Origin of the sequence: Nonomuraea sp. NPDC050022, from assembly GCF_044460705.1 — a bacterium.
In the GTDB taxonomy this organism is placed as follows: Bacteria; Actinomycetota; Actinomycetes; order Streptosporangiales; family Streptosporangiaceae; genus Nonomuraea.
The window spans coordinates 270,682-296,423 of sequence record NZ_JBITKE010000011.1 but is presented as its reverse complement, the minus strand read 5'-3'; the positions used below and the strand labels follow the sequence as shown (position 1 = coordinate 296,423).

The window sequence follows — 25,742 nt, the reverse complement described above, 5'->3', positions numbered from 1 at the left end:
CGATCATACGGCTGGGAGACGTCACAGCCTGCGGACGTTGAGGGCGCGGAACTGGAAGCTGTCCTGCTGCCCTTCCTCGATGTCGAACTCCACGACATCGCCCTGCTGGAGCTCCCGGAAGCCGTCGCCGACGACCTCGCTGAAGTGCGCGAAAGCGTCACCACGCCCGGCGGGGAGGTCGGCGGAGGAGATCGCCCCCCAGCCTTTCTCGGCCTTCCAGAACTTCACCGTGCCACGAGCCATGATCCCAGTGTGGCAGCGAAAGGACGCGACGGCCGACCGCACGTCATGAAGCCGCATCACGGGCTCACCGGCGTATCTGTGGCGGCCGCCCGCCGCAGGAGACGTTCCAGGCTGTTGAGGGCCTGATCGGTGTCGGTGCCGGCGCGCCGCTCCTAGGCTGGTCGCATGGCTACCGGCTACCACCACGTGGACGTTTTCTCCGATCGCCCCTTCACCGGCAACAGCCTCGCCGTCTTCGTCGACCCTCCGCCGCTCGGCGAGAGCCAGATGGCGAGGCTGACCCAGGAGCTCCGGCATTTCGAGACGATCTTCGTTCGGACCACCGATGCGCCGGATGTCGTCCACGCGCGGGTCTTCGACCTGATGGGGGAGCTCGACTTCGCCGGGCATCCCGTGCTGGGCGCGGCGGCCGTACTCCATGAACGCGCAGGGGCCGCGTACGGCGAGGAGCGGCACTGGAGTTTCGCGCTCGGCGCCAGGAACGTCGACGTCACCACGCGTGGTTACACCGCCGGCCAGGTCTCGGCCTTGCTGGACCAGGGACGACCCGAACTCCTGCCGCCGACCGTCCCCCGGGAGCCGGTTGCCGCGGCGCTGGGCCTCACCGCCGCCGACCTCGACGACACCTTGCCGCCGGAGATCATCTCCACGGGCCTGCGCTATCTCGTCGTACCGGTGCGCGACGCTGACGTGCTCGCCCGAGCCCGCATCACGCACCCGGACTTCGAGGGCTTCCTCGGCGGGCTCGGCGCGCAGTACGTCTACGTCCTCGACGCGGACGCCATTGAGGGCCGGCACTGGAACAACGACGGTGTGCTCGAAGACGTCGCGACCGGCAGCGCGGCCGGTTGCGTGGCCGCCTACCTGATGCGGCACGGCCGGGCCCGCGATGGCCAGGAACTGTCGCTGGCGCAGGGCCGCTTCACCGGACGGCCCAGCAGGATCGCCATCACCGCCTACGGAAGGCCCGACGCCGTGGAACGGGTCACCGTCGGGGGAGGAGTAGCGATGGTCGCCACCGGCACCCTGCGCGCGCTCCCCGAGTGAATGCGGCCCGCAGCCGACACCCGAAATCGGACTGGGCGGTCAGCGATGATCGTCACATTCCAGCAATCAACTTGGCCGCTTTCTAGGCCCGCGCCCCAGCCCGTTCAGCGGCTGGCGACTACGAGGAGCGGACCTCTGTCCAGTGCCACTTCCCTACTCCCGTACACGTTCAGCCCGTCCTGCCTCGACGATGACGGCGGTGAGGACCTGACGGTGGATGTACGGCGCGTAGAAGCAGCGGCTCCTAGTCATTACTGCGGACGCCGAACCTCAGGGCTCCCACGACCCCCCACCTGGCGTGAGCCTGGTGCACGTTCATCCCGCCAGACGGGAAGGTGATCCATCCACCGTCCGCGTTTTTTCCCACCACCTTATAAGTCTTCACACCGTTCGCTTCGGCCGTGTCGGCGAACACCGTTCCCCATTCCGAGCGGCCGACCGTGCGCCATACGAGCACCCCGCCCTCGGGAAAGGTGATGCCCCCGTCGCCGCTGTTCGGCCCTCCTGCCCAAAGGGTGGTCACGCTGTTGAAGAGGCCCTTGTCGGCCGTCACGGTTCCCCAGTTTTGGCTCCCGTTCTGGTACACGTTCAGCCCGCTCTTCGGGAAGCTGATCCATCCGTCGTCGGCGTTTCTTCCCTGCACCCATTCGGTGTTCACACCGTTGACGTCGGCCTTGGCGGCCCACACGGTCCCCCGATCCTGAGAGCCGCGCAGGCGCCACACGTTAAGCCCGCCCGGGGAAAGGGAGATACTTCCGTCGTTGTCGTTCGGACCTTGCACCCACGGAGTAGTGACCCCGTTGACGATGGCCTTGTCGGCCGTCACGGTTTCCAGGACGGGATTGCGCACCTGAACGGTCGTGGTGAGGAAGTGTTTCCGCGTGGGCGTGCTGCGGGAGGTGGCGACGAGGATGTAGGTGGCGTCCCGTTTCGGAGCGGTTTTGGCCTTCGGTGACCACTTGCCCTGGCTGGCGGCTTCCTCGGCCCCGTCTGGCAGGACAATCTTGTAGTCGAAGTCATTGGATCCGTCCCAGAGCAGGACAACGTCTGTTCCAGCGTCCACCATTGACTTTTCCGGACGGAAGTTGCGCGGCGCCGGAGTCTCCTTTGGAGCGGTCTTCACCAGCGCCATCGGCACGAACTTGTCGCTCGTCTTCTTCGCGCTCGGGGTTTTGCTGCTCTCGGTCACCATCAGCACGGCCACCCCGGCCATGGGAGCGACGGGGACGTTCTCCAGCGTCAGCACCATGTAGTCGCCGCGCTTGAACTGGGAACCAGCCGAGCCGGTGGCGTGGAAGACGTCGTCCTGCCGCTTGACGGTCACCTGCGGGGGAGTGCCCGATTTGGGGACGTATTTGACCGTGGGCACGATCTTGGTGATGTTCGAGGTGAGGTCGTCGCCACCGGGGCCGGCGGGCACCTGTACCTTGATCGTGGTCCAGTCCACCGGTTCCTTCCCGGTGTTGGCGACGACCAGGTACACCGTTCCCGGCCCGGTCGCTGACGCCTCCAGCGGGGCCGGATGGGTGAGGAGGGTGTAGGTCAGCATGGTCATGGTCACGACTCCTTCTCTTGGAGGACGGCGCTGGCCGATGATCGGCGCGCTGTGAGAGGACGGGTCGGGCAAGCCAGGCGGTGGCGGCGGCGCGGGTGGTGCGTCAGTATCGGTCGCGGTGCGCCGCAGAAGATCACCCCCAGATCCACACGCCAGTATGAAAGCGCGGCAAGAGCAGCACAAGGTGGCCGTAACGGGGCGGTTTTCCAGTATTCGCAGCATCCCAGCAAGCGTTCGGATCACGCGTCACTGCGGGCCGCTCCGTGAGCGCCCGTCACTCCCGTCGGGACCTTTGTTCGGCGCCGCGACGAGCGGCACTCCGCATCCGTCCGGCGCGGACAGACCCTGCTCCGGCCCCGCCAGGATCACTACCATGCGGGCTACCGTCTGCAACACATGCTTCCGCACGTAGCGCGCTGAAGCGCCGTGCTTGACGTGCTGCCCGGGACGGGCGAGTTCGGCAACTCATGTACTAGTCCATGAAGAGGCGGAAGGCGAAGTAGACAGGTGGGAGATCAGACGGGCTGGTAGTCCACGTGGTCGATGCCGCGTTCCCAGACGGCCTCGAAGGCCGCGGCACACAGTAGGGCAGCTTGTACTTGGTCTTGTTCGGACAAGGGCGGAACGCTGTCAGGCGGACCGGTAGCCGCGGTGCGGGATGGCCAGGTCCCACAGAGCCGAGAATGCGTCAGCGCAGTGCTTCAGGATGGCGGAGTCTCGGTAGAGCTGAATCTCGGCGCGCCTGTCCGTCGTGCTGATCTCAGCCACAATCAACCCGGAACAGCAAAAAGCCCCAGACTCCCGGCAGGTGCCGCAAGCTGGGGCTATAACTCCTGTTTGACCAGGTCTTGCGCTGAAGCGTGGTGGACGATACTGGGATTGAACCAGTGACCCCTTCCGTGTCAGGGAAGTGCTCTCCCGCTGAGCTAATCGTCCTTGGAGGTGGAGACGGGATTTGAACCCGTGTGGACGGCTTTGCAGGCCGCTGCCTCGCCTCTCGGCCACTCCACCGAGTCGCCCATCCGAGCGGAAGACGGGATTCGAACCCGCGACCCTCACCTTGGCAAGGTGATGCTCTACCACTGAGCCACTTCCGCGTTGCCCCATAACTCTAGCGGGTTTTCTGACCGGATGCTCACTTGCGGAGCTGGCGGGCCACGCTCCGTTCCGTCGCGGGCAGGCTGAGGAAGATCTCCAGGATGCGGGTGAGGCGGTGCACCTCGATGCGGTGGAAGGCCGGGCCGTCGCTCCTGGCCAGGAGCAGGGTGAGGGCCAGCGGCGGTAGTGGGGCGTGGATGACGTGCAGGCCGTCGTCGAGCGTGAGGGCCATCGGGCGAGATGGTACGTCCTTCGGCAGCGTCACCTGCTGCGGCGCGCGCCAGCTGGCGTAGATGACGCCGCGCTCGGCGGCGGTGGCGGCCCAGTCGGCGCTGAACAGCACCGGAAGTGAGTCGACCAGGGTGGTCAGCGCCCTGTCGCCCGCCGTGGTGATGTATTTGAGGATCTCCAGCTCCGGGTAGGTGCCCGGGGCCTCTCGGGTGGTCCAGATGCCTTCCACCGCCACGTCGGCGACGCTCTGCAGGCTCTTGAGCAGGGTCTGCTTGGGAGTGCCGTCGGGGCAGAAGACCGTGATGTCGTCCACGGCGCGGCCGGCGCCCCTGTCGAGAACGGTGAACTGGGTGATGTCAGCGCCGACAGTGCCGAGGACCCGGGTGATCTGGGCCAGCGAACCCGGCCGGTCGGGCAGTGCGATGCGTACTCGCAGAAGCATCCGTCCCCTCCCCACTAGATGCCAGTTCACAGACTATCCGCGAATACCCGTCGCGGCCTGACCTGCGCTACAACTGACTGAGTGAAGATTGGACCGATAGGGGTGTGGCCGCCGGTCGTTCTGGCGCCGATGGCGGGCATCACCAACGCGGCGTTCAGGGTGCTCTGCCGCGAGCAGGGCGCCGGGTTGTTCGTGTGCGAGATGATCACCACGCGGGCGCTGGTGGAGCGTAACCCCAAGACGTTCAGGATGATCAGGTTCGCGGAGTCGGAGCGGCCCAGGAGCATTCAGCTGTACGGCGTCGACCCCGACACCGTGGGGCGCGCGGCCAAGATGATCGCCGAAGAGGACCTGGCCGACCACATCGACCTGAACTTCGGCTGCCCCGTGCCCAAGGTCACCAGGCGCGGCGGCGGCTCCGCGCTGCCGTACAAGAGGAATCTGCTGCGGCGGATCCTGCGTGAGGCGGTGGCGAACGCCGGCCCGCTGCCCGTCACGATGAAGATGCGCAAGGGCATCGACGACGATCACCTCACCTACCTCGACGCCGGCCGGATCGCCGTCGAGGAGGGGGTCGCGGCGATCGCCCTGCACGCGCGTACGGCCAAGCAGCACTACGGCGGCGTGGCCGACTGGGAGGCGATCGCTAGACTGAAGGAGGCGGTGCCGGAGGTTCCGGTGCTGGGCAACGGCGACATCTGGTGCGCCGACGACGCGTTGCGCATGGTGGCGCGGACCGGCTGCGACGGGGTGGTGGTCGGGCGCGGGTGCCTGGGGCGGCCGTGGCTGTTCAGGGATCTGGAGAACGCCTTCAACGGCAGCCCGGAGCGGGTACGGCCGAGCCTCGGCGAGGTGGCCGGGATGATGGCCAGGCACGCCGAGGGGCTCACCGAGTGCTTCGACATCGAGCGTTTCGCGATCGCCGACTTCCGCAAGCACGTCGGCTGGTATCTGAAGGGGTTCACGGTCGGCGGCGAGCTGCGGCGCGAGCTGGCCACCGCCGAGTCGCTCGACGGGCTGCGGGAGGGGCTGGCCAAGCTGGAGCACGACCAGCCGTGGCCGCCCAACACCGACACCCCGCGCGGCAAGTCGGGAGAGCGCGGCAAGGTGCTGCTGCCGGACGGCTGGCTGGACGACCCGTGGGATTGCGTCGTGCCTTCTGACGCCGAGTCCGATATATCCGGCGGCTGACCTCCTGGCTCAGGAATCTCGCCGTCCAAGCGCGAGGCGCGGGCTGGCCTAGTGCGGGCCTGCCGCCTCTGTGCCGCAAGGGCCGCCGCCGGTGGCGGGCTGGAGCTGGACCGGGTCGCCCGACATCGTGAGCGTCGGGTAGTAGGCGGAGATCCGTTCGGCCGAGCGGCCCGCGTAATGGCAGATGAAGCTGCGCCTGAACCGGTCGGCCGTGCTGTTCGGCTCGGAGCCGTGGACCAGGCTGCCGTTGAAGAACAGCACGTCGCCCGGATCCATGTCCACCGGCACCCGCTCCAGGCCCGGCGGCGGGGGGACGTAGTCCTTGGTGAAGGAGACGTCGTTGTCGGCCTCCTCGGGACAGAACAGGTCCATCAGGTGCGTGCCGGGCACCACCTCCAGGCCGCCGTTGGCCCGGTCGACGCGGTCCAGCGCCACCCAGGCGGCCACACACGTGCCCGGCTCGACCCGCAAGTAGAAGTTGTCCTGATGCAGCGCCTGCCCGCGCGCGCCGGGCGGCTTGAAGTAGAACATGCTCTGGGCTGCTATCGGCTCCTCGCCGAGCAGGTCGCGGAGCACGGCGGCGATCCGGGCGTCGAGGAGGTACCGTAGCGCGACGTCGTTCACCTGGTGGGGGTGCATGACGCGCGGGTAGTCGCGCAGGATGTCGTACGGTTGGCCGGGGTCCTGCGGCTTGGGGGAGAAGTGACCCGGGATCGGACCCCGGGCGTGCAGCGCCATGAACTCCTCCCGCAGCTCCACCACCTCATCCGCGGCCAGAAGACCGGGCACCAGGACGAACCCTCGATCATGAAAATCTGTCAGCCTCATACCTTCACGCTAAGGAGCCGGACCGGTGAACGGTATGCCTGTGACCGCTGAGGAGATGTCTGTTCCTGCTGCGGAGCTGACGATCGTGGGCCACTTCGACAACCGCCCCGGGTACGCCACGCGGCGCGTCAGCGGCTCGCCGAGCTGGCTGCTCATGTGGACCCAGGACGGGGCGGGGCTGGTCGAGCAGGCGGGGGTGTCGTTCACGGCCGGGCCGGGGGATCTGGTGGTGCTCGGGGCCGACGCCGCGCAGCACTACCGGGTCGCGCCGGGGGCGGAGCGGTGGCGCTTCTGGTGGGCGCACTTCCAGCCGCGCCCGGCCTGGCTGGGCTGGCTCGCCGAGCACGCCCGGGCCCCGGGCTGCCACCTGGTCGAAGGCGTGCCCGAGCCGGCCCGCGCCCAGATCGACGAGGCTTTCGGCCGTGCCGCCAGAAACGCCCGCTGGCTTCCACCCGCAGTCCGTTCCCTAGGAGCGCAGGCGCCTGCTGCTCTACTCGCGCGCGAGTACGCGCCCGCTGTCGCCGTCTCCGGGCCCGCCCGTGAGCTGGTGCTGAACGCCGTCGAGGAGGTGATCGTGCTGGCCACCGCCGCCGCGCGGCCGGTCGGCGACGCCCGGCGCGCCGAGGAGCCCGGTGACGCGCGGGTCCACCGGGCGCTGGCCCTGATCGCCGCCGAACCGGGCGCCCCCCATTCGGTCGCCTCCCTGGCCAGGGCCGTCGCCCTGTCGCCCTCCCGGTTCGCGCACCTGTTCACGACCGAGACGGGCCACCCGCCCATGCGGGCCGTACGGAGGGCGCGGATCCGGCACGCGGCCCGGCTGCTGGAGGTGACGGACATGGACGTCGGCCAGGTCGCGGCGGCGTCGGGCTTCGTCAGCCCGTTCCACTTCAGCCGGGCCTTCAGCCACGAGTACGGCATGCCGCCCCGCGACTTCCGCTCCCGTCTCCGACGGCCGAACGTCTGAGAGTCAGCCGCTCCCACCTTCGCCCGAATGCCCGACAACCTCTGACGAGCCGAGCGCCCACGAGCCCATGGCGAGCCGTCAGCGCAGCGGCGTCAGCGGGGCGTCGGAGGTGAACAGTTCGCTGTCCAGGTGGTCGGCGGCGTAGTCGATGGCGCCCATCACCACACATTCGTCCCCCAACGTGGACGCGCGTACCTCCGGCATCCGCATGCAGGCCCGCTCCAGCCGCTCCCGCAGCGGCGCCAGCAGGACGTCGGCCGAGCGGGAGAAGCCGCCGCCCAGCACCACCATCTGCGGGTCCAGCACCAGCACCATGGCCGCCGTCCCCACCGCGAGGTCGTCCACGTAGCGGTTGACCGCCGCCAGGGCGACGGGGTGGCCGTCGCGGGCCGCCGCCAGCGTATAGCCCGCGGCGTCCTCGGGCGCGGTGCCCTCCGGCACGACCTCGCAGGCGTTGAGGTGCTCGGGGGCGTCGTACCAGCGGGCCTCCGGCAGCATGACGATCTCGCCGGCGGCGGCGCCGAAGCCCCGGTGCACCTTGCCGTCGATGATGAGGCCGGTGCCCATGCGCCGTCCGACGTGCAGGAACACCACGTCTCGAGCGCCCTGTGCGGCGCCCCGGCGGGCTTCGGCGAGTGCGGCCAGGCGGCTGTCGTTCTCGATCAGCACCTGGCACGGGAACATCTCGCGCAGCTGGGCCGCCAGGTCCAGGCCGGTCCAGGCGGGGATCGCGGCCGAGAACGCGATGCGGCCCTCCGGCGTGAGCACGCCCGTGGTGCCGACGGCCACCGTCCAGAGGTCCGCGGCCGACCTGCCGCTGAGCGCCAGGCAGCCGGAGACCGCGCGGTCTATGGCGGCCAGGCGCTCCTCCAGCGGCGCGTCCGGCAGGACGGGCTGCCGGGTCTCGGCCAGGATCTCGCCGTCGAGGTCGGACAGCGCGGCCCGTACGTTGTGCCCGCCTATGTCCACCCCGACCAGACAGCCGCTGTCCGCGCGGAAACGGTAACGGCGGGCCGGCCTGCCCATCGTGCCCGGTGAAGGCGGCACCTCCTCCACCCAGCCCAGCTCCATGAGCTCGTCCGCGACCTCCTTCATGGAAGGCCGCGACAGCCCCGTCCGCTCGGCCAGCGCCGAGAGGGTGAGCGGTCCGGCGCCGCGCAGCGCCCGTATCGCGGTCAGCGAGTTGAGCTGCCTGAGCCGGGACAGGTCGCCGCCGCGCAGGTTCGCCATCGCCGCCCCTAACGTAGGTGTCCTCTGTAACTCGCCATTATGCCAGCGTTCGCTTCTGCTTAAGCACCCGCACTTCCGCGCAGAATCGGGCATTGACCCTCCCGAACCCCTGGTGCTACTAATGAAGCGCTCCTTCGTAAGTAGATCAACAGGAATTGAGGGTCTGATGTCGTTCGCAGACGTGGGCGAGGTCGTCCATCAGCCAGGGCAGGCCCGGGTCTTCGAGCACGGGTGGCAGTCGTGGAGCCCGACCGGCGCCTACCGCCTCGGCGAGACCCCGCCCAGGCCCGCGGACGACAACATCCAGATCCTCTGCTACCGCCCCGAGACGCCGGTGCCCGCCGGGGTGTTCCAGGGTGAGGGGCTGCTCGCGATCGACCCCGGCGGCGGGGCGCCGCTGGAGCTGTGGTCCGCGCCGAGCCCCGTGGAGGTGCCCTCCATCCGGGCGCGCGAGGAGGGCGGGCGCCTGATCGTGAGCGCGAACGGGCCGGTACGCCACCTGACGGGCGAGTCGCTGGAAACCTGGGCAGCGGGCATGGCCGAGGGGTACGCGCCCCGGATGTTTCCGGCCGTACCCCCCATGTGGTGCACCTGGTACGGCTACTGGGGCAAGGTCACCGAGGACGACGTCCTGGACAACCTCCGCCTGTCGGAGCGGAACCGGCTGGGCGCCGACATGTTCCTCGTCGATGACGGCTACGAGGCCGAGATCGGCGACTGGCTGGAGCCGCGCCCCGGCTTCGGCTCGCTGCGAAAAGTGGCGGAAGCCCTGGGAGAGGCGGGCCGGCGTACTGGCGTCTGGACCGCGCCCTTCCTGGTCGGCCACCGCAGCCGGATCTTCCGCGAGCACCCCGACTGGCTGGTCGGCGGCGCCCACGCGGGCCGCATGTGGGACCAGGACCTGGCGGTGCTCGACGTCACCCACCCGGATGCCGCCGCCCACCTGGTCGAGGTGTTCAGGACCTTCGCCGCGTACGGCATCACCCACTTCAAACTCGACTTCATCTACGCCGGGGCACTGGCCGGCAGCAGGCACGAGGACCTCGGCCCGATCGCCGCCTACCGGCGCGGGCTGGAGCTGATCCGCGAGGGCACCGGCCCGGACGCCACCCTGCACGGCTGCGGCGCGCCCATGCTGCCCAGCATCGGCCTGGTCGACATCATGCGGGTCAGCCCGGACATCGCGCCCACGCTGCACCCGAAGTCGGGCGACATCAGCCAGCCGTCACAGCTGGGCGCCCGGCTCACCGGCGCGGCCCGCGAGTTCCTGCACGCCCGCTGGTGGGTGAACGACCCCGACTGCATCATCCTGCGCCCCGAGGTGGAGGCCAGGCAGGAGTGGGCCGCCCACATCGAGGCGACCGGCGGCCTGCGCGGCTCCAGCGACCCGATCGCGGCGCTCGACGACTGGGGCCTGGAGACGACCAGGCGCCTCATGATCCCCACCACGACGGAGCCGTCACGTCCCCTTCGTCCGCTGCTCGCGACGGAGCCGTCGTGACGAGGAGCGTGCGGCGGAGAGGGCGCGACTGGCACGCCTACCTGTTCATCGGCCCGAGCCTGCTGGGCGTGCTGGCCTTCCTGCTGCTGCCGATGGTCATCGTCTTCGTGCTGAGCTTCTTCCACTGGGAGCTCCTGTCGCCCCCGACCTTCGCCGGGCTGGACAACTACCGCCGCCTGGCCGGCGACGGGGAGTCCTGGCACTCCCTCGGGATCACCGTCGTCTACGTGCTGCTCTGCATCCCCCTGCAGACGGTCTTGGCGCTGGTGCTGGCCCTGCTGCTCAACCAGCGGATCAAGGGCGTCAGGGTGTTCCGCTCGCTGTTCGTGGTGCCGTGGATGGCCACCCCGATCGTCATGGGCCTGGTCTGGAACTGGATCTTCGACCCGCGTGACGGCGCGATCAACAGCGCCCTGGCCGTGATCGGCGTCACCGGCCCCGACTGGCTGTCGGACGCCACCTGGGCCCTGCCCGCCATCGCGCTGGTCAACGTCTGGCAGTACACCGGCTACAACATGCTGTTCTTCCTGGCCGGGCTGCAGGGCATCCCGAGGGAGCTCTACGACGCGGCCGCCACCGACGGCGCCACCCCGCGCCAGCGGTTCTGGCGGGTGACGCTGCCGCTGCTCAACCCCACGATGTTCTTCGTCATGGTGACGAACCTGATCGGCGCGTTCCAGGTCTTCGACACCGTCTTCGTGATGACCAACGGCGGGCCCAGCCAGAGTACCGAGGTCATCAACTTCAAGATCTTCGGCACCGCGTTCAGGGAGTTCGACTTCGGCTACGCCTCGACGCTGTCGATGCTGCTCTTCGCGGTCATCCTGGCCGTGACACTGGTGCAGGTCAGGTTCTTCGGCAAGCGCACCACCTACGACATGAGCTGAAGGACGACATGACCAAGCGCATCCTGCTCTACGCCACGCTCACCCTGGGCGCCTTCGTCGCCGTCTTCCCCTATCTGCTCGTGGTGCTGACCGCCTTCAAGACCCAGGGCCAGCTCAACTCGACCGAGCCGTGGGTGCCCGGCCTGCCGCCCACCACCGCCAACCTGACCAAGCTCCTCGGGGGAGAGTTTCCCCGCTACCTGCTCAACACGGTGGTGATGACCGCGCTGCTCACGCTGGGCCAGCTGGTCTTCACCACGTTCGCCGCCTACGCGTTCGCGCGGCTGCGTTTTCGCGGGCGCGAGGTGCTCTTCTGGCTGTACGTGGCCACGATGATGGTGCCCAGCGCCGTCACGATGATCCCGCTGTTCCTGATCATGCGGGAGCTCGGCCTGGTCAACACGTGGTACGGCCTGCTCGCGCCGTACATTCTGGGCACCCCGTACGGGATCTTCCTGATGCGGCAGTTCTTCCGCGGCCTGCCCGCCGGGCTCGAAGAGGCGGCGCGGATCGACGGCGCGGGCCCGCTGAAGATCCTCACCCGGATCCTGCTGCCGCTGTGCCGCCCCGCGATCGGCACGCTGACGATCATCACGGTGATCTCGTCGTGGAACAGCTTCATCTGGCCGCTGATCATCACCAGCGGAGACGACACCAAGGTCATGACGATCGCCCTCGCCACCCTCAACGTCGGCATCGGCGTGGACTACAACCTGATCATGGCCGGCGGGCTGATCGCGCTGGTGCCGATGATCGCGATCTTCATCTTCTTCCAGAAGTACATCGTCCGGTCGGTGGTCCTCACCGGCCTCAAGTAAGAGAGGTCATATGCGATCCCCCCGCATACGCGAGCTCCGCCATGCCGTGACACTGCTGGCCGCCGCCGCGCTCACCCTGACCGCCTGCGGCTCGGGCGGCGGCGATGAAACCGGCGGCAAGGTCACCTTGACCTACCGGCTCTGGGACGACCAGCAGAAGGTGGGCTACGACAAGGTCATGGCGGCCTTCGAGAAGGCCAACCCCGACATCGACGTCAAGATCGAGCTGATGCCGTACGACGAGTACTGGACCAAGCTCACCGCCGACGCGGTGGCCGGTACGGCGCCGGACGTGTTCTGGATGACGCCGTCGCAGTTCCCCGAGTTCGTCACCAAGGGCGTCCTGGCCGACATGTCGCCCCTCAAGCTCGATGCCACGAAATTTCATCCAACAGTGGTCGGGACGTTTACCTACCAGGACAAGCTGTATGGGGTGCCCAAGGACTGGGGCATCGTCGGCCTGCTTTACAACAAGGAGCTGTTCAAGAAGGCCGGTGTCGAGATGCCGGCCACTCTCACCTGGAAGCCCGACGGCTCCGGCACCTTCCTGGAGATCGCGCGCAAGCTGACCGTGGACGAGGCCGGCAAACACCCCGAGGACCCCGGCTTCGACCCGGCCAAGGTCAAGACCTACGGCTTCGCGTCCTGGAACCACTACCAGACCCAGTGGATGAACTGGATCAACTCCAACGGCGGCAAGCTGCTCGACCAGCCGTTCGGCAAGTACGCCTTCAACGACGACGCCTCCGTGCAGGCCCTGCGGTTCGGCGTCGACCTGGTGAACAAGTATCACGTCTCGCCGCCCGCGACCCAGACGAACCCGCCGACCGGCAAGGCCACCGACATGTTCAAGGCGGGCGAGGTGGCGATGTTCCCCGCCAACAACGCGCTGCTGCCCTACGTCGCGCCGGAGGCGAACTTCGAGATGGGCGTCGCCCTCATGCCCGAGGGCCCGGCCGGCCGCGCGGTCAACCTCAACGGCCTGTCGGAGGCCGTGTACGCCAAGAGCAAGCACCCCCAGGAGGCCATGAAGCTGGCCGCCTACCTCGGCAGCGAGGAGCCGCAGAAACTGATGGCCGCCGACGGCTACATCTTCCCCGCGCTCAACGGCCTCACCCAGGGCTACGTCGACTACTGGCAGAAGAAGAAGATCGACGTCTCGCCGTTCGTCGAGGAGTCGAAGGGCACCACGTTCCCGCTGCCCGTCACCACCGGGTTCACCGGCTTCGAGACCAAGCTCAACCAGATCTTCAACGAGATGTACCTCGGCAAGCTCGACCCCAAGCAGGCCGCGGACCAGGCCGTCACGGAAGGGAACGCGACCGTCAAATGATCAGCCGGCGCTCACTCCTCGCTGGGGGCGCCGGACTGGGACTGACCGCCGCACTGGGTGCCTCACCCGTGCGCGCGGCGGCCCGCCGTGCCCCGATCTCCGACCCCTTCCAGCTCGGCGTCGCCTCCGGCGAGCCGGCCCCCGACGGCGTGGTCCTGTGGACCCGCCTGGCCATGGACCCCGTGGCCCTCGACGGGCTCGGCGGCATGCCGTCGCGTCCGGTCCCGGTCGAATGGCAGCTCGCCAAGGACGAGAACTTCCGCCACGTCGTACGGCGCGGCGCCGACCTCGCCCGGCCCGAGGCCGCCCACAGCGTCCATGTCGAGCTCGACGGCCTGAACCCCGGCACCGAGTACTTCTACCGCTTCAAGGCCGCCGGCGAGATCTCCCCGCTCGGCCGCACCCTGACCAGCCCCGCCCGCGGCACGCGCAGCCGCGCGCTCAACCTGTCGTTCACCTCCTGCGCCGACTACCAGACCGGCTGGTTCACCCCCTACCGCAGGATGGCCGAGGACCAGCCCGACCTGATCGCCTTCCTCGGCGACTACATCTACGAGTACGGCGACTACAAGTACCCGGTGCGCGACCAGGCCGGGGGAGAGTGCTTCGACCTGGCCGGATACCGGCTCAGGCACGCCCAGCACAAGGCCGACCCGGAGTCTCAGCTGGCCCACGCCATCGCCCCCTGGGTGGTGGTGTGGGACGACCACGACATCGAGAACGCCTGGGCCGGCGACGTGCCCGAGCAGCCCGACCCGCCCTTCCTCGCCCGCCGGGCGGCCGCCTTCCAGGCGTACTACGAGAACATGCCGCTGCGCCGCGCCCAGAAGCCGGACGGGGCGGCGCTGAAGCTGTATCGGAGCATCCGCTGGGGCGCGATCGCCAACCTGCACCTGTTAGACACCCGTCAATATCGCGACATCTACCCCTGCACCGGCAAGAGCGGCACTGTCGGCGCCGACTGCCTGGAGCGCTTCGCCCCCAACCGGACCATCCTCGGCGCCGCCCAGGAATCCTGGCTCGACGGGGAGCTGCACGGCTCGAAGGCCACCTGGGATCTGCTCGGCCAGCAGGTCTTCTTCATGGAGATGGACTGGACCAACGGCGAGGGCAAGGGCTACTCCAACGAGGGCTGGGACGGCTACGTCGCCTCCCGCAACCGCCTGGCCGCCGCCATCGACGACTACAAGCGCAACGGCGTCGTGCTCACCGGCGACGTGCACTCCCACTGGGCGGGCGAGATCAAGCGCGACTACCAGGACCCCGCCTCCAAGTCGGTCGCCGTCGAGCTCGTCACCACCTCGGTCACCAGCGCCGGCAACGGCCTGGACGAGTACCCGAACACGCAGGTCCTGCTCGAGGAGAACCCGCACGTCAAGTTCTTCAACGGCCGCCGCGGCTACGTGCGGGCCAAGCTCACCGAGCGGGAGATGAAGGTCGACTTCCGCTCGCTGTCGCGCGTCACCGAGCCCTACGCCCCCGCCTACACCTCCGGCTCCTTCGTCATCGAGCCCGGCGACCCGGCGCTCCACCCAGCCTGACGGGACCCCCATGCGCACAACCACGGCCGCCCTCGCGGCGGCCCTCATCACCCTGCCCTTCATCCCGTTACCGGGCAACGCCGACGCCGCCCCGCAAGGGCCGCCGATGGGCTGGAGCAGCCGTACGCTCGGCTGCTCGGTCTCGGAGGCGTCCGTACGGCAGGCGGCCGACGCCCTGGCCGCGCTCGCCCCGGCCGGCTACGACCACGTCATCCTGGACGACTGCTGGCTGGCCGCCCAGCGTTCGGGCGGCGCCCTGGCCCCCGACGCCACCCGCTTCCCCTCCGGCGTCAAGGCGCTGGCCGACTACCTGCACGGCAAGGGGCTCAAGCTCGGCCTGAGCCTGTCGGCGGGCACCAAGGCGTGCTCCGGCGGCGGCGCCGGCTCCTACAAGAGCGAGGCCGCCGACGCCGAGCAGGTCAAAGGCTGGGGCGTCGACTACGTCAAGTACGACTGGTGCAACGTCCCCGCCGCCGACTTCCCCGGCCAGAACGTCCAGCAGATCGCCCAGACCCTCTACCCGCGCATGCGTCAGGCGCTCGGCGACGCGATCGAGTTCGCGATGAACAACGAGGACGGCAGCACCGTGCCGTGGCTGTGGGGCAAGGAGGCGAAGGCCACCACCTGGCGGACCAACGTCTACAACAAGCCCCTGCCCGACAGCTACGCGACCATGGTCGACGTCTGGGAGACCAACCAGCTCAGGGTCCAGTACGCGGGTCCGGGCAGCTGGGCGGACCCCGACCTGGTCCAGGCGGGCCGGGGCGGCATGACCGACGCCGAGTACCGCACCCAGATCAGCCTCTGGGCCGTCGGCGCCGCCCCGCTCATCCTCCAGGCCGACCCGGCCAAGGCGCCGCCGGCGATCGTCGCCAACCCCAAGGTGATCGCCGTCGACCAGGACGCGCTGGGCGTGCCGGGCCGGTTCGTGACCTCCGACGGCTGGTACCACGTGCTGTCCAAGCCCCTGGCGAACGGGGACCAGGCGATCCTGCTGTTCAACGAGAGCGACCGGGCGGCGACGATCTCCACCAAGCTCAAGCCCGCCCGCTACCGCGTCGAGGAGCTGTGGACCGGCGCGGTCACGACCACGGAGGGCGACCTGGCGGCCCAGGTGCCCGCCCACGGGTCCGTGCTCTACCGGGTGAGCCATAGCCGGGAGAAGGCCCCGCCCGCCGTGCTGGTGGAGGTGGACCCGGGACTCCTGGGCGACGATCACCCGTCCGTGCTGGAGCCGGGCAAGGAGCGGGAGGTCGTCACCAGGGTCACCAACACCGGGGCTACGGACCGGCTGCGGGATGTCGAGGTGGCGCTGGCCGTACCTGAAGGGTGGCGGGCCAGGGCGCGCACGGCCACCAGGACCGGGCGGCTGGACGGCGGCGAGGCGTTCACCGTGAAGTGGGCGGTCACGCCGCCCGCCGGCGCCGAGCTCAAGGACTATGAGGTCACGGCCACCGCCGCCAAGGCCGCGGCCACCGCCGTCGTCAAGGTCGCGCGGGCGCCCGGCTCCGGCCGGACGTACCTGAGCGACCTGCCCTGGACCCGCGTCGCCAACTACTTCGGCCCGGTCGAGAAGGACACCAGCAACGGCGAGAAGGCCGCCGGAGACGGCAAGCCGATCACCATCGAGGGGGTCACGTACGCCAAGGGGCTCGGTACTCACGCGCCCGCCGACATCGAGTTCTACACCGCCGGCCGCTGTTCGACCGTCGAGTTCCAGGCCGGGATCGACGACGAGGTGGGCCAGGCGGGCTCGGCCGACCTCGAAGTATGGGCCGACGGCGGCCGGGTCGCCCACTCGGGCATCGTCACCGGCGCGCAACCCGCCAGGAAGGTCACCGCGTCCGTGAAGGGCGCCACCTACGTCCGGCTGGTCGCGACCAACGGTGGCGACAACGCGACGTCGGACCACGCCGACTTCGCCGACGCCTCCATCACCTGCCAGTAGAAAGAGAGCTCATGATCGTTCCCAAGCCCGTCCGGTACGAGATCCGGCAGGGCCGCTTCGTCCTCGATCGGGACACCTCGGTGACGGCGTCGCCGCCGCTGGGCGAGGTGGCCTCCTGGTTGCGGGGCGAGCTGAGCCCGGTCGTCGGCGGAGAGCTGCTGCCGGGGCCGGGCTCGGGAACGATCACGCTCGGGCTCCGCGACGATCTGCCGCCCGAGGCGTACCGGCTGAGTGTGGCGGGCGACGGCGTGGTGATCGAGGGTGGCGGCCCGGCGGGGGTGTTCTACGGCGCGCAGAGCCTGCGGCAGCTGCTCCCGCCCGCCGCGTTCAGGAAGGCGTCGGCGGGCGGGCCGCTGGTGCTGCCGGCCGTCCTGATCGAGGACGAGCCGAGGTTCGGGTGGCGCGGCTGCATCCTCGACGTCGCCCGGCATTTCATGGTCAAGCAGGATGTGCTGCGCTTCATCGATCTGATGGCCCTGCACAAGCTCAACGTGCTGCACCTGCACCTGACCGACGACCAGGGCTGGCGCGTCGAGATCAAGCGCTACCCCCGGCTGACCGAGGTCGGCGCCTGGCGCAAGGAGAGCCAGACCGGCTGGAACGGCCCCATGGACGGCCGCCCGCACGGCGGCTACTACACCCAGGACGACATCCGGGAAATTGTCGCCTACGCGGCGCGCCGGTACATCACCGTCGTGCCGGAGATCGACCTGCCCGGCCACACCCAGGCCGCCATCGCCGCCTACCCCGAGCTGGGCAACCTCGACACCCCGCTGGAGGTGCGCACCACCTGGGGCGTCGGAGTGAACGTGCTGAACGTCGAGGAGAGCACGATCGCCTTCTTCCAGAACGTCTTCGACGAGGTGCTGGAGCTGTTCCCGAGCCCGTACGTGTGCGTCGGCGGCGACGAGTGCCGCAAGGACCAGTGGCGCGACAGTCCCGCCGCGCGGCGCCGCATCCGCGAGCTCGGGCTGCGGGACGAGGAGGAGCTGCAGAGCTGGCTCATCCGCCGCTTCGACGACTACCTGGCCGAGCGGGGGCGCCGGCTGGTGGGCTGGGACGAGATCCTGGAAGGCGGTCTCGCGCCGGGCGCCGTGGTGGCCTCCTGGCGCGGCGACCTGGGGGCGGTGTCGGCCGCCCGCGCCGGGCACGACGTGATCACCTGCCCCAACACCTCCGTCTACTTCGACTACCGGCAGGGGACGGGGGAGGAGGAGCCGGTGCCGTTCGGGACCGTGCTGACGCTGGAGGATGTGTATGCCTTCGACCCGATTCCGGGGGAGTTGCGCGACGATCCGGCAGAGGCGCGGGTCCTCGGGTCGCAGTGCGGCCTGTGGAGCGAACTGATCGACTCCAACCGGCACATGGACTACATGGCCTTCCCGAGGGTGGCGGCGTTCGCGGAGACGGTGTGGAGCCCGCCCGCCCGGGACCTGGCCGACTTCCGCCTGCGGCTGGCGGCGCACCTGCCCCGGCTGGCCGCGGTCGGGGTGGAGTACCGGCCGGAGTCGGGGCCGCTGCCCTGGCAGACCCGGCCCGGCGTCCCCGGCCGCCCGGAGGACCGCGCGCGTTGGCAGGCCAAGATCGACGCCTGGACCAGCAACATCCGGAGTTAGAGCTCCACCGGCCCGCCGCTGCGCCAGTAGACGTTGTCGTGCCTCGACAGCAGGTCCTCGTCCACCAGATAGCGGCGCAACGCCGCGTAGTCATCGTGGAAGGCCCGCAGCGCCACGTTCACGTCCTTCTCCGAATAGCGCACGCCGGGCTCGAACACCCGCGAGATGTAACGCAGCACCACGAGCTTCTTGTCCCGTTTCGTGGGCATGGTCGTCAGCCGCCCGTCCACCAGGAACGTCCGGAGCAGCCGCTCCTCGGCGCCGACCGCGTCCGAGGGCTCGGCGGCCCGTGCCCGGAGCAGTTCGCGGAACTTCTCCGGCGCCGCCCGCCACGCGCCGTCCTCGCCCCGCACGGCCAGCCCACCGGCGGCCAGTCGGGCGAGGACCTTCGGCGACAGCCCGTCGGCGACACCAAGGACCAGCGAGGCGAACGCCCGGAGCGTGTCGTCCTGGGCGAGCAGACCGAGCACTCGTCGGTTCTCTTCATCGCTCATCCGGATATTTTGTCCCAAGATCGCCGGATCGATGCCCGCGGCGGGATCCCGGCCAAATGTCCCGATCTTGAGACATTGTCATGACCTTATGGCGAACTTATCTATCGGAGACTTGAGGAACGCGCGTGTGCCGGAGCGCCCTTGCCAGTCCGTTCCGGCACACGGCTTTATCACAATCTGTTGAGACCCTGTACGTGCACCACCGCGCGGCCCTCTTCATCGGAGGCGGCCAGGTCGATCTGCGCGTCGATGCCCCAGTCACCGTCACCCGCCGGGTCCTTGACGGTCTGGCGCACCTTCCACAGCCCGCTCTCCTCCTCGATGCGCAGCAGCGCGGGACCCCGCGCGTCGGCGTCGGTGAAGATCTCCTCGTGCTCGGCGTAGTAGGCGTCGAGCGCCGAGCCCCAGTCGACGTCGGGCGCCAGCTCTCCCAGCTCGTCCTCCTTCTCGATGGCGCAGAGCTCGACCAGGCGGAACATCGCGTTGCGCACCAGCACCCGGAAGGCCCGCGTGTTGGCGGTGACCGGCCGGACCTTGGCCTCCAGCTGCTCCTGGCGCTCCAGCGCCTCCTCCGGGTTGGCCAGCTGCTCCCACTCGTCGATCAGCGAGGAGTCGACCTGCCTGACCAGCTCGCCCAGCCACTCGATCAGGTCGATCAGGTCCTCGGTCTTGAGGTGCTCGGGGACCGTGCGCGACAGCGTCCGGTAGGCGTCGGCCAGGTAGCGCAGCACCGTGCCCTCCGACCTGGCCAGCTCGTAGAACTGGATGTAGTCGGCGAACGTCATCGCCCGTTCGTACATGTCGCGCACCACGCTCTTCGGGCTGACCGTGTAGTCGCCCACCCACGGATGCCCGTGCCGGTAGGTCTCATAGGCCCCGAGCAGCAGATCGTCCAGCGGCATCGGGTACATGACCTCGGCCAGCTGCTCCATCCGCTCCTCGTACTCGATGCCGTCGGCCTTCATCTGCGCGACCGCCTCGCCCCTGGCCTTCTTCAGCTGGGCCGACAGGATCTGGCGCGGGTCGTCGAGGATGGACTCCACGATCGACACCATGTCGAGGGCGTAGCTCGGCGAGTCGTGGTCGAGCAGGTCGAAGGCGGCCAGCGCGAAGGTGGACAGCGCCTGGTTGAGCGCGAAGTCCTCCTGCAGGTCGATCGTCAGCCTGGCCCGCCTGCCCTGCTCGTCGGCCTCCGTGAGCTGCTCCACGATGCCGCCCGCGAGCAGCGACCGGTAGATGGCGATGGCCTGGCTGATGTGCCGCCGCTGCCACTTGCGGTCCTCGTGGTTGTCGGTGAGCAGGTGCTTCATCGCCTGGAAGCAGTCGCCGGGCCGGTTGATGACCGCGAGCAGCATGGCGTTGGTGACCTTGAACCGGGAGTTGAGCGGCTCCGGCTCGGCGGTCTGCAGCTTCTCGAAGGTCTCCTCGCTCCAGCCGACGAAGCCCTCCGGCGGCTTCTTGCGGGCGTAGCCGCGCCGCCGCTTCGGGTCGTCGCCGATCTTCGCCAGCGCCTTGGCGTTCTCGATGTCGTGCTCGGGCGCCTGGCAGGCGACGTAGCCGATGGTGTCGAAGCCGGCCCGCCCGGCCCGGCCGGCGATCTGGTGGAACTCGCGGGCGCGCAGGCGGCGCACCTTGTTGCCGTCGTACTTGGACAGCGCGGTGAACAGCACGGTCCGGATCGGCACGTTGACGCCGACGCCGAGGGTGTCGGTGCCGCAGATGACCTTCAGCAGGCCGGCCTGGGCCAGCCGCTCCACCAGCCGCCGGTATTTGGGCAGCATCCCGGCGTGGTGGACGCCGATGCCGTGGCGTACGAGGCGGGACAGGGCGCGGCCGAACCGGGTGGTGAAGCGGAAGCCGCCGATCAGCGTCGCGATGGCCTCCTTCTCGGCCTTCGTCGACATGTTGATCGACATCAGTGACTGCGCCCGCTCCATGGCGGCGGCCTGGGTGAAGTGCACGACGTAGACCGGCGCCTGCCCGGTGCGGAGCATCTCCTCCAGCGTCTCGTGCAGGGGCGTCATCCGGTAGGAGTAGATCAGCGGCACCGGCCGCTCGGTGTGCTTGACGACCGAGGTGGGCCGGCCGGTGCGCCGGGTCAGGTCGCGCTCGAACATCGAGACGTCGCCGAGCGTGGCCGACATCAGGATGAACTGGACGTTCGGCAGCTCCAGCAGCGGCACCTGCCACGCCCAGCCCCGGTCGGGCTCGGCGTAGAAGTGGAACTCGTCCATGACGACCTGGCCGATGTCGGCCGCCGCGCCGTCGCGCAGCGCGACGTTGGCCAGGATCTCGGCCGTGCAGCAGATGATCGGTGCGCCCGGGTTGACGCTGGCGTCGCCGGTCATCATGCCGACATTTTCGGTGCCGAAGACGGAGACGAGGTCGAAGAACTTCTCCGACACCAGCGCCTTGATCGGCGCGGTGTAGAAGGTGCGTACGTCCCTGGTCAGCGCGGCGAAGTGGGCGCCCGCCGCGACCAGGCTCTTGCCGGAGCCCGTCGGGGTGGACAGGATCACGTTGCTCCCGGAGACGACCTCGATGAGCGCCTCCTCCTGGGCGGGATAGAGCGTGAGCCCCCGTTCGGAGTTCCAGGAGACGAACGCGTCGAAAATGGCGTCCGGGTCGGCGTCGATCTCTTCTGGCAGGCGGTCAACGAGAAGGCTCACACCCTCTATCCTGCCGAAGTTTGCCGAATGCTCGAACCCGAGGCGGCGCGACGGCGTCAGATCCCCGTGACTCAGGGGAGTTCGAGCTGGTAGAGGATGGTGTCGATCCATCGCCCGTGCTTGAAACCGACCGACTTCAGCCGGCCCGCCTCCGCGAATCCGAACGCCGCGTGCAGCTTCAGCGAGGCCGGGTCACCGCCGTCGGCGATCACCGCGATCATCTGCCGGACGCCGGTCTCGCCGGTGCGGGCGATCAACTCGCCGAGCAGCAGCCGCCCCAGCCGGCGCCCCGTCGCCCCCGGCGAGAGGTAGATCGTGTCCTCCACGGTGTGCCGATAGGCGGGCTTGGGGCGGTAACGCCCGCAATAGGCGAACCCCAGCACCCGGCCGTCCGCCTCCTTGGCCACCAGGAACGGCAGGCCCGCCTCGGCGATCGCCGCCGCCTTCAGCCGCCACGCCTCGATGTCGAGGGGCGTCTCGTCGAAGGTCGCCACCGAATCCGTCACGTAGTGCGCGTAGATCTCGGCGACGGCTGGCAGGTCGGTCTCGGACAAAGGCTGGATGAGCGTCATAGAACCGCATTCTTAGAGGATTCGCGTGACCATCATGTTTCCGCATCCTCACGCGCGCGTCACACGCGGGCCTTCGGGCCGGTGAGCAGCAGGCCGCCCAGGATGGCCAGGGCCGCCAGGAACGGCGTGTTGCCGGGCGCGAACCCCGCCACCGTCAGGCCCAGCAGCCCGCCGCCGACCAGCCCCGCCGAGGTGAGCGCGCCGCGCCAGGTGGCCTTCCCGTACGGCAGCGCGGGCGGCTCCTCGAACCGGGAGAAACCCTTCAGCAGCGGCCACATCACCAGGCAGAGCATCCCAAACCAGATCGGCCACCCGGCGAACCAGACCAGGCCGCCCGGCGCCGGCGTGTCGATGCCGAGACCGACGACGACCACGCCGGTGACCGCGAACAGCGCCGGCATGTGCCACAGATAGGCGGTCATGATGCGCGGCCCGGCCCAGGCGAGCAGCTTCTCGGTCCGCAGCCGCAGGATCCACGGCCGCAGCAGCGTGGCCAGCCCGATCTGGCCGATCGAGACGGCCAGCATGGCCAGCGTGGGCGGAGCCATGTTCGACACCTCGGCGCTGGGCAGGCCGATCATGCTGCCCGGGTACGGGCCGAACGCCACGAGCAGCGCCGCGGCCCCGAAGCCGCCGATCGCCATCAGGCCGGGGCGGGTCAGCCGTCCCTCGGCGTACCGGAAACCGAGCTGGTGCACCGCCAGCCAGACGAACACGATGTTGAGGTAGCCCAGCGCGTCGACCCCCGTCGAGAACCGCAGCACGTCCGTCAGCACCGCCCCGGCCGCCAGCACGGCGGGGACGCGCAGGCCGTACCGGTCGTGCAGGCTCATCATGTACGGCGTGGCCGTGACCGCGATCAGGTAGACGGCCAGGAACCACAGGAGCTGCCCGGTGAGCTGCGCACCCACCTGCAGCGGCTGCGCGGGCACGCCCAGCGTGAGCAGCAACTGGGGGAGCGGGATCCAGACCGCGGCCAGCGGCAGGAGCGGCCAGGCCAGCCGGCGCAGCCGGGTGGCCAGCCACTGCGGCCCGCCGTGCGCCGCCCGGCCGAAGCTGATCGCGTTGGCGGCGCCGCCCGCGAAGAACACCAGCGGCATCACCTGGCTGATCCAGGTCACCACCCAGACGCCCGGCGTCGACAGGGCGTTGCCGGTGGTCAGGCGGGTGCCGTCGAAGGCCAGCACCGGGATCGTCCAGTGCTGCAGCACCACGAGCGCCATGCCGAACACCCGCAGCAGGTCGATGAACGGGTCCCTGACCGTCGCCCGCTTCGCCGGGGTGGGGCGGACCGGTGCGGCGGCCTCAGGCAGGGCCGCCGGATGGTCGAGCAACGCGGTCATGGGGCCTCGATTCATCGTGAAGTGAGGCTTCAAGACTTCCGTCGCGGGCGGCGCGGCACAGTGCCGTGAGCCGCCCTCTTGCGAGAAGATCACACCACCATGGAAGGTAGGGCAGGCCCTACCGCCGTATACCGGCGCACAGGGTCGATCCGGGCATGGCACAGTCGTACCGTGAACGCCATGCGCTCCCTCATGAGACGTGTCCTCCTGGACACGCGCTACACGCTGGTCGGCTTCCCCACGGCCGTCATCGCCTTCGTGCTGCTGGTCGTGGGCATGGCCGCCGGTGTGGGCACGGCGGTCGTATGGATCGGCGTGCCCCTCCTCGCGGGGACGCTCATGATCGCCAGGGGGTTCGCGGACGCGGAGCGCGGCTGGCTCTCCGACGTGCTCAAGCGCCCTCCGGTGCGCCCCCGCTACAAGCCCGCACCGGCGGGCGCGGGCCGGTTCCGCCGGCTGGTGAACCCCATGACCAGCGGGCAGTCATGGCTCGACCTGCTGCACGGGATCATCAACTTCCCCCTCGCCATCGTGTCGTTCGTGCTGACCGTGGTGTTCTGGGCGGTGCCGACCGCCGGGCTGAGCTACCCGCTGTGGGGCGCCATCACCTCGCGCATCCCCGGCAACGAAGAGCTGCCCCAGCTGCTCGGGTTCGAGCAGAACTACTGGGTCAACTCGGCCTTCTACGTCGTGCTCGGCCTGCTCGGCCTGCTCATTCTGCCGTTCATGACGCGCGCCGCCGCGCTGCTGCGCGCCGGGGTCGGCCGCGCGTTGCTGACCGGGGTCGCCGAGCTGCAGGAGCGCATCGACGACCTGGCCGAAGGCCGGGCCGCGGCCGTCTCCGCCGAGGCCAACGCGCTGCGCAAGCTGGAGCGCGACATCCACGACGGGCCGCAGCAGCGGCTGGTCTCGCTGGCCATGGAGCTGTCCAGGGCGCAGCGGCAGATGCAGCGCGACCCCGACGCCGCGCAGGCCACGATCAGCTCGGCGATCACCGCCACTCGCGAGACGCTCGACGAGCTGCGCGCCCTGTCACGCGGCATCGCGCCGCCCATCCTGTCCGACCGCGGCCTCGCCCCGGCCCTGGCCGCCCTGGCCGGACGCTGCACCATCCCGGTCGACCTCGACGTGCAGACCGTCCGCCGCTACCAGGCCTCCGTCGAGAACGCCATCTACTACGTCGTCGCCGAGACGCTCACGAACGTCGCCAAGCACAGCCGCGCCACCATCTGCACGATCCAGCTCGTCCACATCGGTGACATTCTCATGCTCACCATCGGGGATGATGGGGTCGGCGGCGCGCACGTCGCCAAGGGACATGGTCTCGCCGGTCTGGCCGACCGGCTCCGCGCGGTCGACGGGGAGCTGGCCGTGCAGTCGCCGGACGGCGGGCCTACGGTGATCGTGGCGGAGGTGCCGTGCGGGTAGTCGTGGCCGATGACGCGGTTCTGATCAGGGAGGGCCTGGTCAGGCTGTTGGAGGAGTTCGGCTGCGAGGTGGTCGCGACGGCGGGTGACGGCGACGGCCTCGTCAAGGCGGTGGCCGAGCATCGGCCGGACGTGTCCGTGGTCGACGTGCGGATGCCGCCGTCGTTCACCGACGAGGGGCTCAGGGCCGCCGTGGAGGCGCGCCGCCGGGTTCCGGGGGCGCCGGTGCTGATCCTCTCGCAGTACGTCGAGGTCTCCTACGCCGACGACCTGCTGGCCGACGCCCGAGGCGCGGTGGGCTACCTGCTGAAGGACCGGGTCGTGGACGTGGACGAGTTCATGGAGGGCCTGCGGCGGGTCGCCGCGGGCGGGACCGTGTTCGATCCTCAGGTGGTGTCCCAATTGATGGTGCGCAGGCGCAGGGACGACCCGTTGGCGCAGCTGACGCCGCGGGAGCGGGAAGTGCTCGGGCTGATGGCCGAGGGCAAGTCCAATCCGGCCATCGGCAGGCAGCTGGTCATCAGCGACGGGGCCGTGGAGAAGCACATCAGGAGCATCTTCAGCAAGCTCGGGCTCTACGCCGACGACAGCGATCAGCATCGGCGCGTGCTGGCCGTCCTCGCCTATCTGCGGTCCTGACACAGGCTGTACGTCCAAGCGGGCCCCTGACACACGCTGTACGTCCAGGCGGGCCCCTGACACACCCTGCACTTCCAGATGCCGGGTACCTCCAGGGCGCCGGCCGGTCCGCGCGGCGTTCCGCG

General features: G+C 69.5%; 21 protein-coding genes and 3 tRNA genes. 12 read left to right on the top strand and 12 right to left on the bottom strand.

Annotated elements, in window-relative coordinates; translation table 11 throughout:
- Window positions 1-21 precede the first annotated feature (21 nt).
- Window positions 22-243: a cold shock domain-containing protein gene (locus ACIBO2_RS41990; RefSeq protein WP_358549987.1), complete on the bottom strand. Its 222-nt coding sequence runs from the start codon at window positions 241-243 to the stop codon at window positions 22-24.
- Window positions 244-408: 165 nt separating this feature from the next.
- On the opposite strand from ACIBO2_RS41990, the gene ACIBO2_RS41985 reads away from it, so the two are divergent.
- Window positions 409-1,290 (top strand): PhzF family phenazine biosynthesis protein, encoded by an 882-nt coding sequence (locus tag ACIBO2_RS41985; protein WP_358549989.1) that lies wholly within the window; start codon window positions 409-411, stop codon window positions 1,288-1,290.
- A gap of 244 nt (window positions 1,291-1,534) precedes the next feature.
- On the opposite strand, the gene ACIBO2_RS41980 is transcribed toward ACIBO2_RS41985, so the two are convergent.
- From ACIBO2_RS41980 to ACIBO2_RS41960, 5 genes are all read right to left on the bottom strand, one after another.
- Window positions 1,535-2,773 (bottom strand): hypothetical protein, encoded by a 1,239-nt coding sequence (locus ACIBO2_RS41980; protein WP_397303964.1) that lies wholly within the window; start codon window positions 2,771-2,773, stop codon window positions 1,535-1,537.
- 933 nt (window positions 2,774-3,706) lie between these two features.
- Window positions 3,707-3,781: transfer RNA gene (locus tag ACIBO2_RS41975), tRNA-Val, on the bottom strand.
- A 1-nt stretch (window position 3,782) separates the two neighbouring features.
- Window positions 3,783-3,856 (bottom strand) — tRNA-Cys (locus tag ACIBO2_RS41970).
- A 14-nt stretch (window positions 3,857-3,870) separates the two neighbouring features.
- Window positions 3,871-3,942: transfer RNA gene (locus tag ACIBO2_RS41965), tRNA-Gly, on the bottom strand.
- A 38-nt stretch (window positions 3,943-3,980) separates the two neighbouring features.
- On the bottom strand, window positions 3,981-4,616 hold the full coding sequence (locus ACIBO2_RS41960; protein ID WP_357959398.1) for an ACT domain-containing protein: 636 nt from the start codon (window positions 4,614-4,616) through the stop codon (window positions 3,981-3,983).
- An 81-nt stretch (window positions 4,617-4,697) separates the two neighbouring features.
- Between ACIBO2_RS41960 and dusB the strand changes: the two genes are divergently transcribed.
- A complete protein-coding gene (gene dusB, locus ACIBO2_RS41955; protein WP_358549993.1) occupies window positions 4,698-5,807 on the top strand; it encodes a tRNA dihydrouridine synthase DusB in 1,110 nt (369 codons plus the stop codon).
- A gap of 48 nt (window positions 5,808-5,855) precedes the next feature.
- On the opposite strand, the gene ACIBO2_RS41950 is transcribed toward dusB, so the two are convergent.
- Window positions 5,856-6,635: a phytanoyl-CoA dioxygenase family protein gene (locus ACIBO2_RS41950; protein WP_358549995.1), complete on the bottom strand. Its 780-nt coding sequence runs from the start codon at window positions 6,633-6,635 to the stop codon at window positions 5,856-5,858.
- A gap of 34 nt (window positions 6,636-6,669) precedes the next feature.
- Between ACIBO2_RS41950 and ACIBO2_RS41945 the strand changes: the two genes are divergently transcribed.
- Window positions 6,670-7,599, top strand: coding sequence for a helix-turn-helix domain-containing protein (locus ACIBO2_RS41945; protein ID WP_397304033.1), 930 nt, complete (start codon window positions 6,670-6,672; stop codon window positions 7,597-7,599).
- A gap of 78 nt (window positions 7,600-7,677) precedes the next feature.
- Here ACIBO2_RS41945 and ACIBO2_RS41940 read toward each other — a convergent pair whose 3' ends face one another.
- Window positions 7,678-8,829, bottom strand: a complete 1,152-nt coding sequence (locus ACIBO2_RS41940; RefSeq protein ID WP_358549997.1) for an ROK family protein — start codon at window positions 8,827-8,829, stop codon at window positions 7,678-7,680.
- A 166-nt stretch (window positions 8,830-8,995) separates the two neighbouring features.
- Between ACIBO2_RS41940 and ACIBO2_RS41935 the strand changes: the two genes are divergently transcribed.
- Genes ACIBO2_RS41935 through ACIBO2_RS41905 form a run of 7 tightly spaced genes read left to right on the top strand, consistent with a single transcriptional unit; the run spans window position 8,996 to window position 18,473 of the window.
- Window positions 8,996-10,330, top strand: coding sequence for a glycoside hydrolase family 36 protein (locus ACIBO2_RS41935; protein WP_397303963.1), 1,335 nt, complete (start codon window positions 8,996-8,998; stop codon window positions 10,328-10,330).
- A complete protein-coding gene (locus ACIBO2_RS41930) occupies window positions 10,327-11,217 on the top strand; it encodes a carbohydrate ABC transporter permease (protein ID WP_397303962.1) in 891 nt (296 codons plus the stop codon). Before ACIBO2_RS41935 ends, ACIBO2_RS41930 begins: the two co-directional genes overlap by 4 nt.
- Window positions 11,218-11,225: 8 nt before the next feature.
- A complete protein-coding gene (locus ACIBO2_RS41925) occupies window positions 11,226-12,035 on the top strand; it encodes a carbohydrate ABC transporter permease (protein ID WP_397303961.1) in 810 nt (269 codons plus the stop codon).
- A gap of 10 nt (window positions 12,036-12,045) precedes the next feature.
- Entirely contained in the window at window positions 12,046-13,368 is a 1,323-nt protein-coding gene (locus tag ACIBO2_RS41920; protein WP_397303960.1) for an ABC transporter substrate-binding protein, read from the top strand.
- Window positions 13,365-14,909, top strand: a complete 1,545-nt coding sequence (locus ACIBO2_RS41915) for an alkaline phosphatase D family protein (protein ID WP_397303959.1) — start codon at window positions 13,365-13,367, stop codon at window positions 14,907-14,909. The genes ACIBO2_RS41920 and ACIBO2_RS41915 overlap by 4 nt, the downstream gene beginning before the upstream one ends.
- 10 nt (window positions 14,910-14,919) lie before the next feature.
- Complete coding sequence (locus ACIBO2_RS41910) at window positions 14,920-16,857, top strand: NPCBM/NEW2 domain-containing protein (protein ID WP_397303958.1); 1,938 nt, start codon at window positions 14,920-14,922, stop codon at window positions 16,855-16,857.
- 11 nt (window positions 16,858-16,868) lie between these two features.
- A complete protein-coding gene (locus ACIBO2_RS41905) occupies window positions 16,869-18,473 on the top strand; it encodes a beta-N-acetylhexosaminidase (RefSeq protein WP_397303957.1) in 1,605 nt (534 codons plus the stop codon).
- Here ACIBO2_RS41905 and ACIBO2_RS41900 read toward each other — a convergent pair.
- The 4 genes from ACIBO2_RS41900 to ACIBO2_RS41885 form a co-directional block, all read right to left on the bottom strand.
- The gene (locus ACIBO2_RS41900; RefSeq protein WP_358550013.1) at window positions 18,470-18,967 is read right to left on the bottom strand and encodes a DUF2087 domain-containing protein; all 498 of its coding nucleotides are present in this window, start codon (window positions 18,965-18,967) and stop codon (window positions 18,470-18,472) included. The two genes, ACIBO2_RS41905 and ACIBO2_RS41900, sit on opposite strands and share 4 nt — an antisense overlap.
- Window positions 18,968-19,137: 170 nt before the next feature.
- Window positions 19,138-21,645 (bottom strand): DUF3516 domain-containing protein, encoded by a 2,508-nt coding sequence (locus tag ACIBO2_RS41895; protein ID WP_358550055.1) that lies wholly within the window; start codon window positions 21,643-21,645, stop codon window positions 19,138-19,140.
- Window positions 21,646-21,707: 62 nt separating this feature from the next.
- On the bottom strand, window positions 21,708-22,208 hold the full coding sequence (locus tag ACIBO2_RS41890) for a GNAT family N-acetyltransferase (RefSeq protein ID WP_397303956.1): 501 nt from the start codon (window positions 22,206-22,208) through the stop codon (window positions 21,708-21,710).
- 59 nt (window positions 22,209-22,267) lie between these two features.
- Complete coding sequence (locus ACIBO2_RS41885; protein WP_397303955.1) at window positions 22,268-23,551, bottom strand: acyltransferase; 1,284 nt, start codon at window positions 23,549-23,551, stop codon at window positions 22,268-22,270.
- A gap of 192 nt (window positions 23,552-23,743) precedes the next feature.
- Between ACIBO2_RS41885 and ACIBO2_RS41880 the strand changes: the two genes are divergently transcribed.
- Complete coding sequence (locus ACIBO2_RS41880; RefSeq protein ID WP_358550019.1) at window positions 23,744-24,979, top strand: sensor domain-containing protein; 1,236 nt, start codon at window positions 23,744-23,746, stop codon at window positions 24,977-24,979.
- Complete coding sequence (locus ACIBO2_RS41875; protein WP_357959441.1) at window positions 24,970-25,617, top strand: response regulator transcription factor; 648 nt, start codon at window positions 24,970-24,972, stop codon at window positions 25,615-25,617. Before ACIBO2_RS41880 ends, ACIBO2_RS41875 begins: the two co-directional genes overlap by 10 nt.
- Window positions 25,618-25,742: the final 125 nt, after the last annotated feature.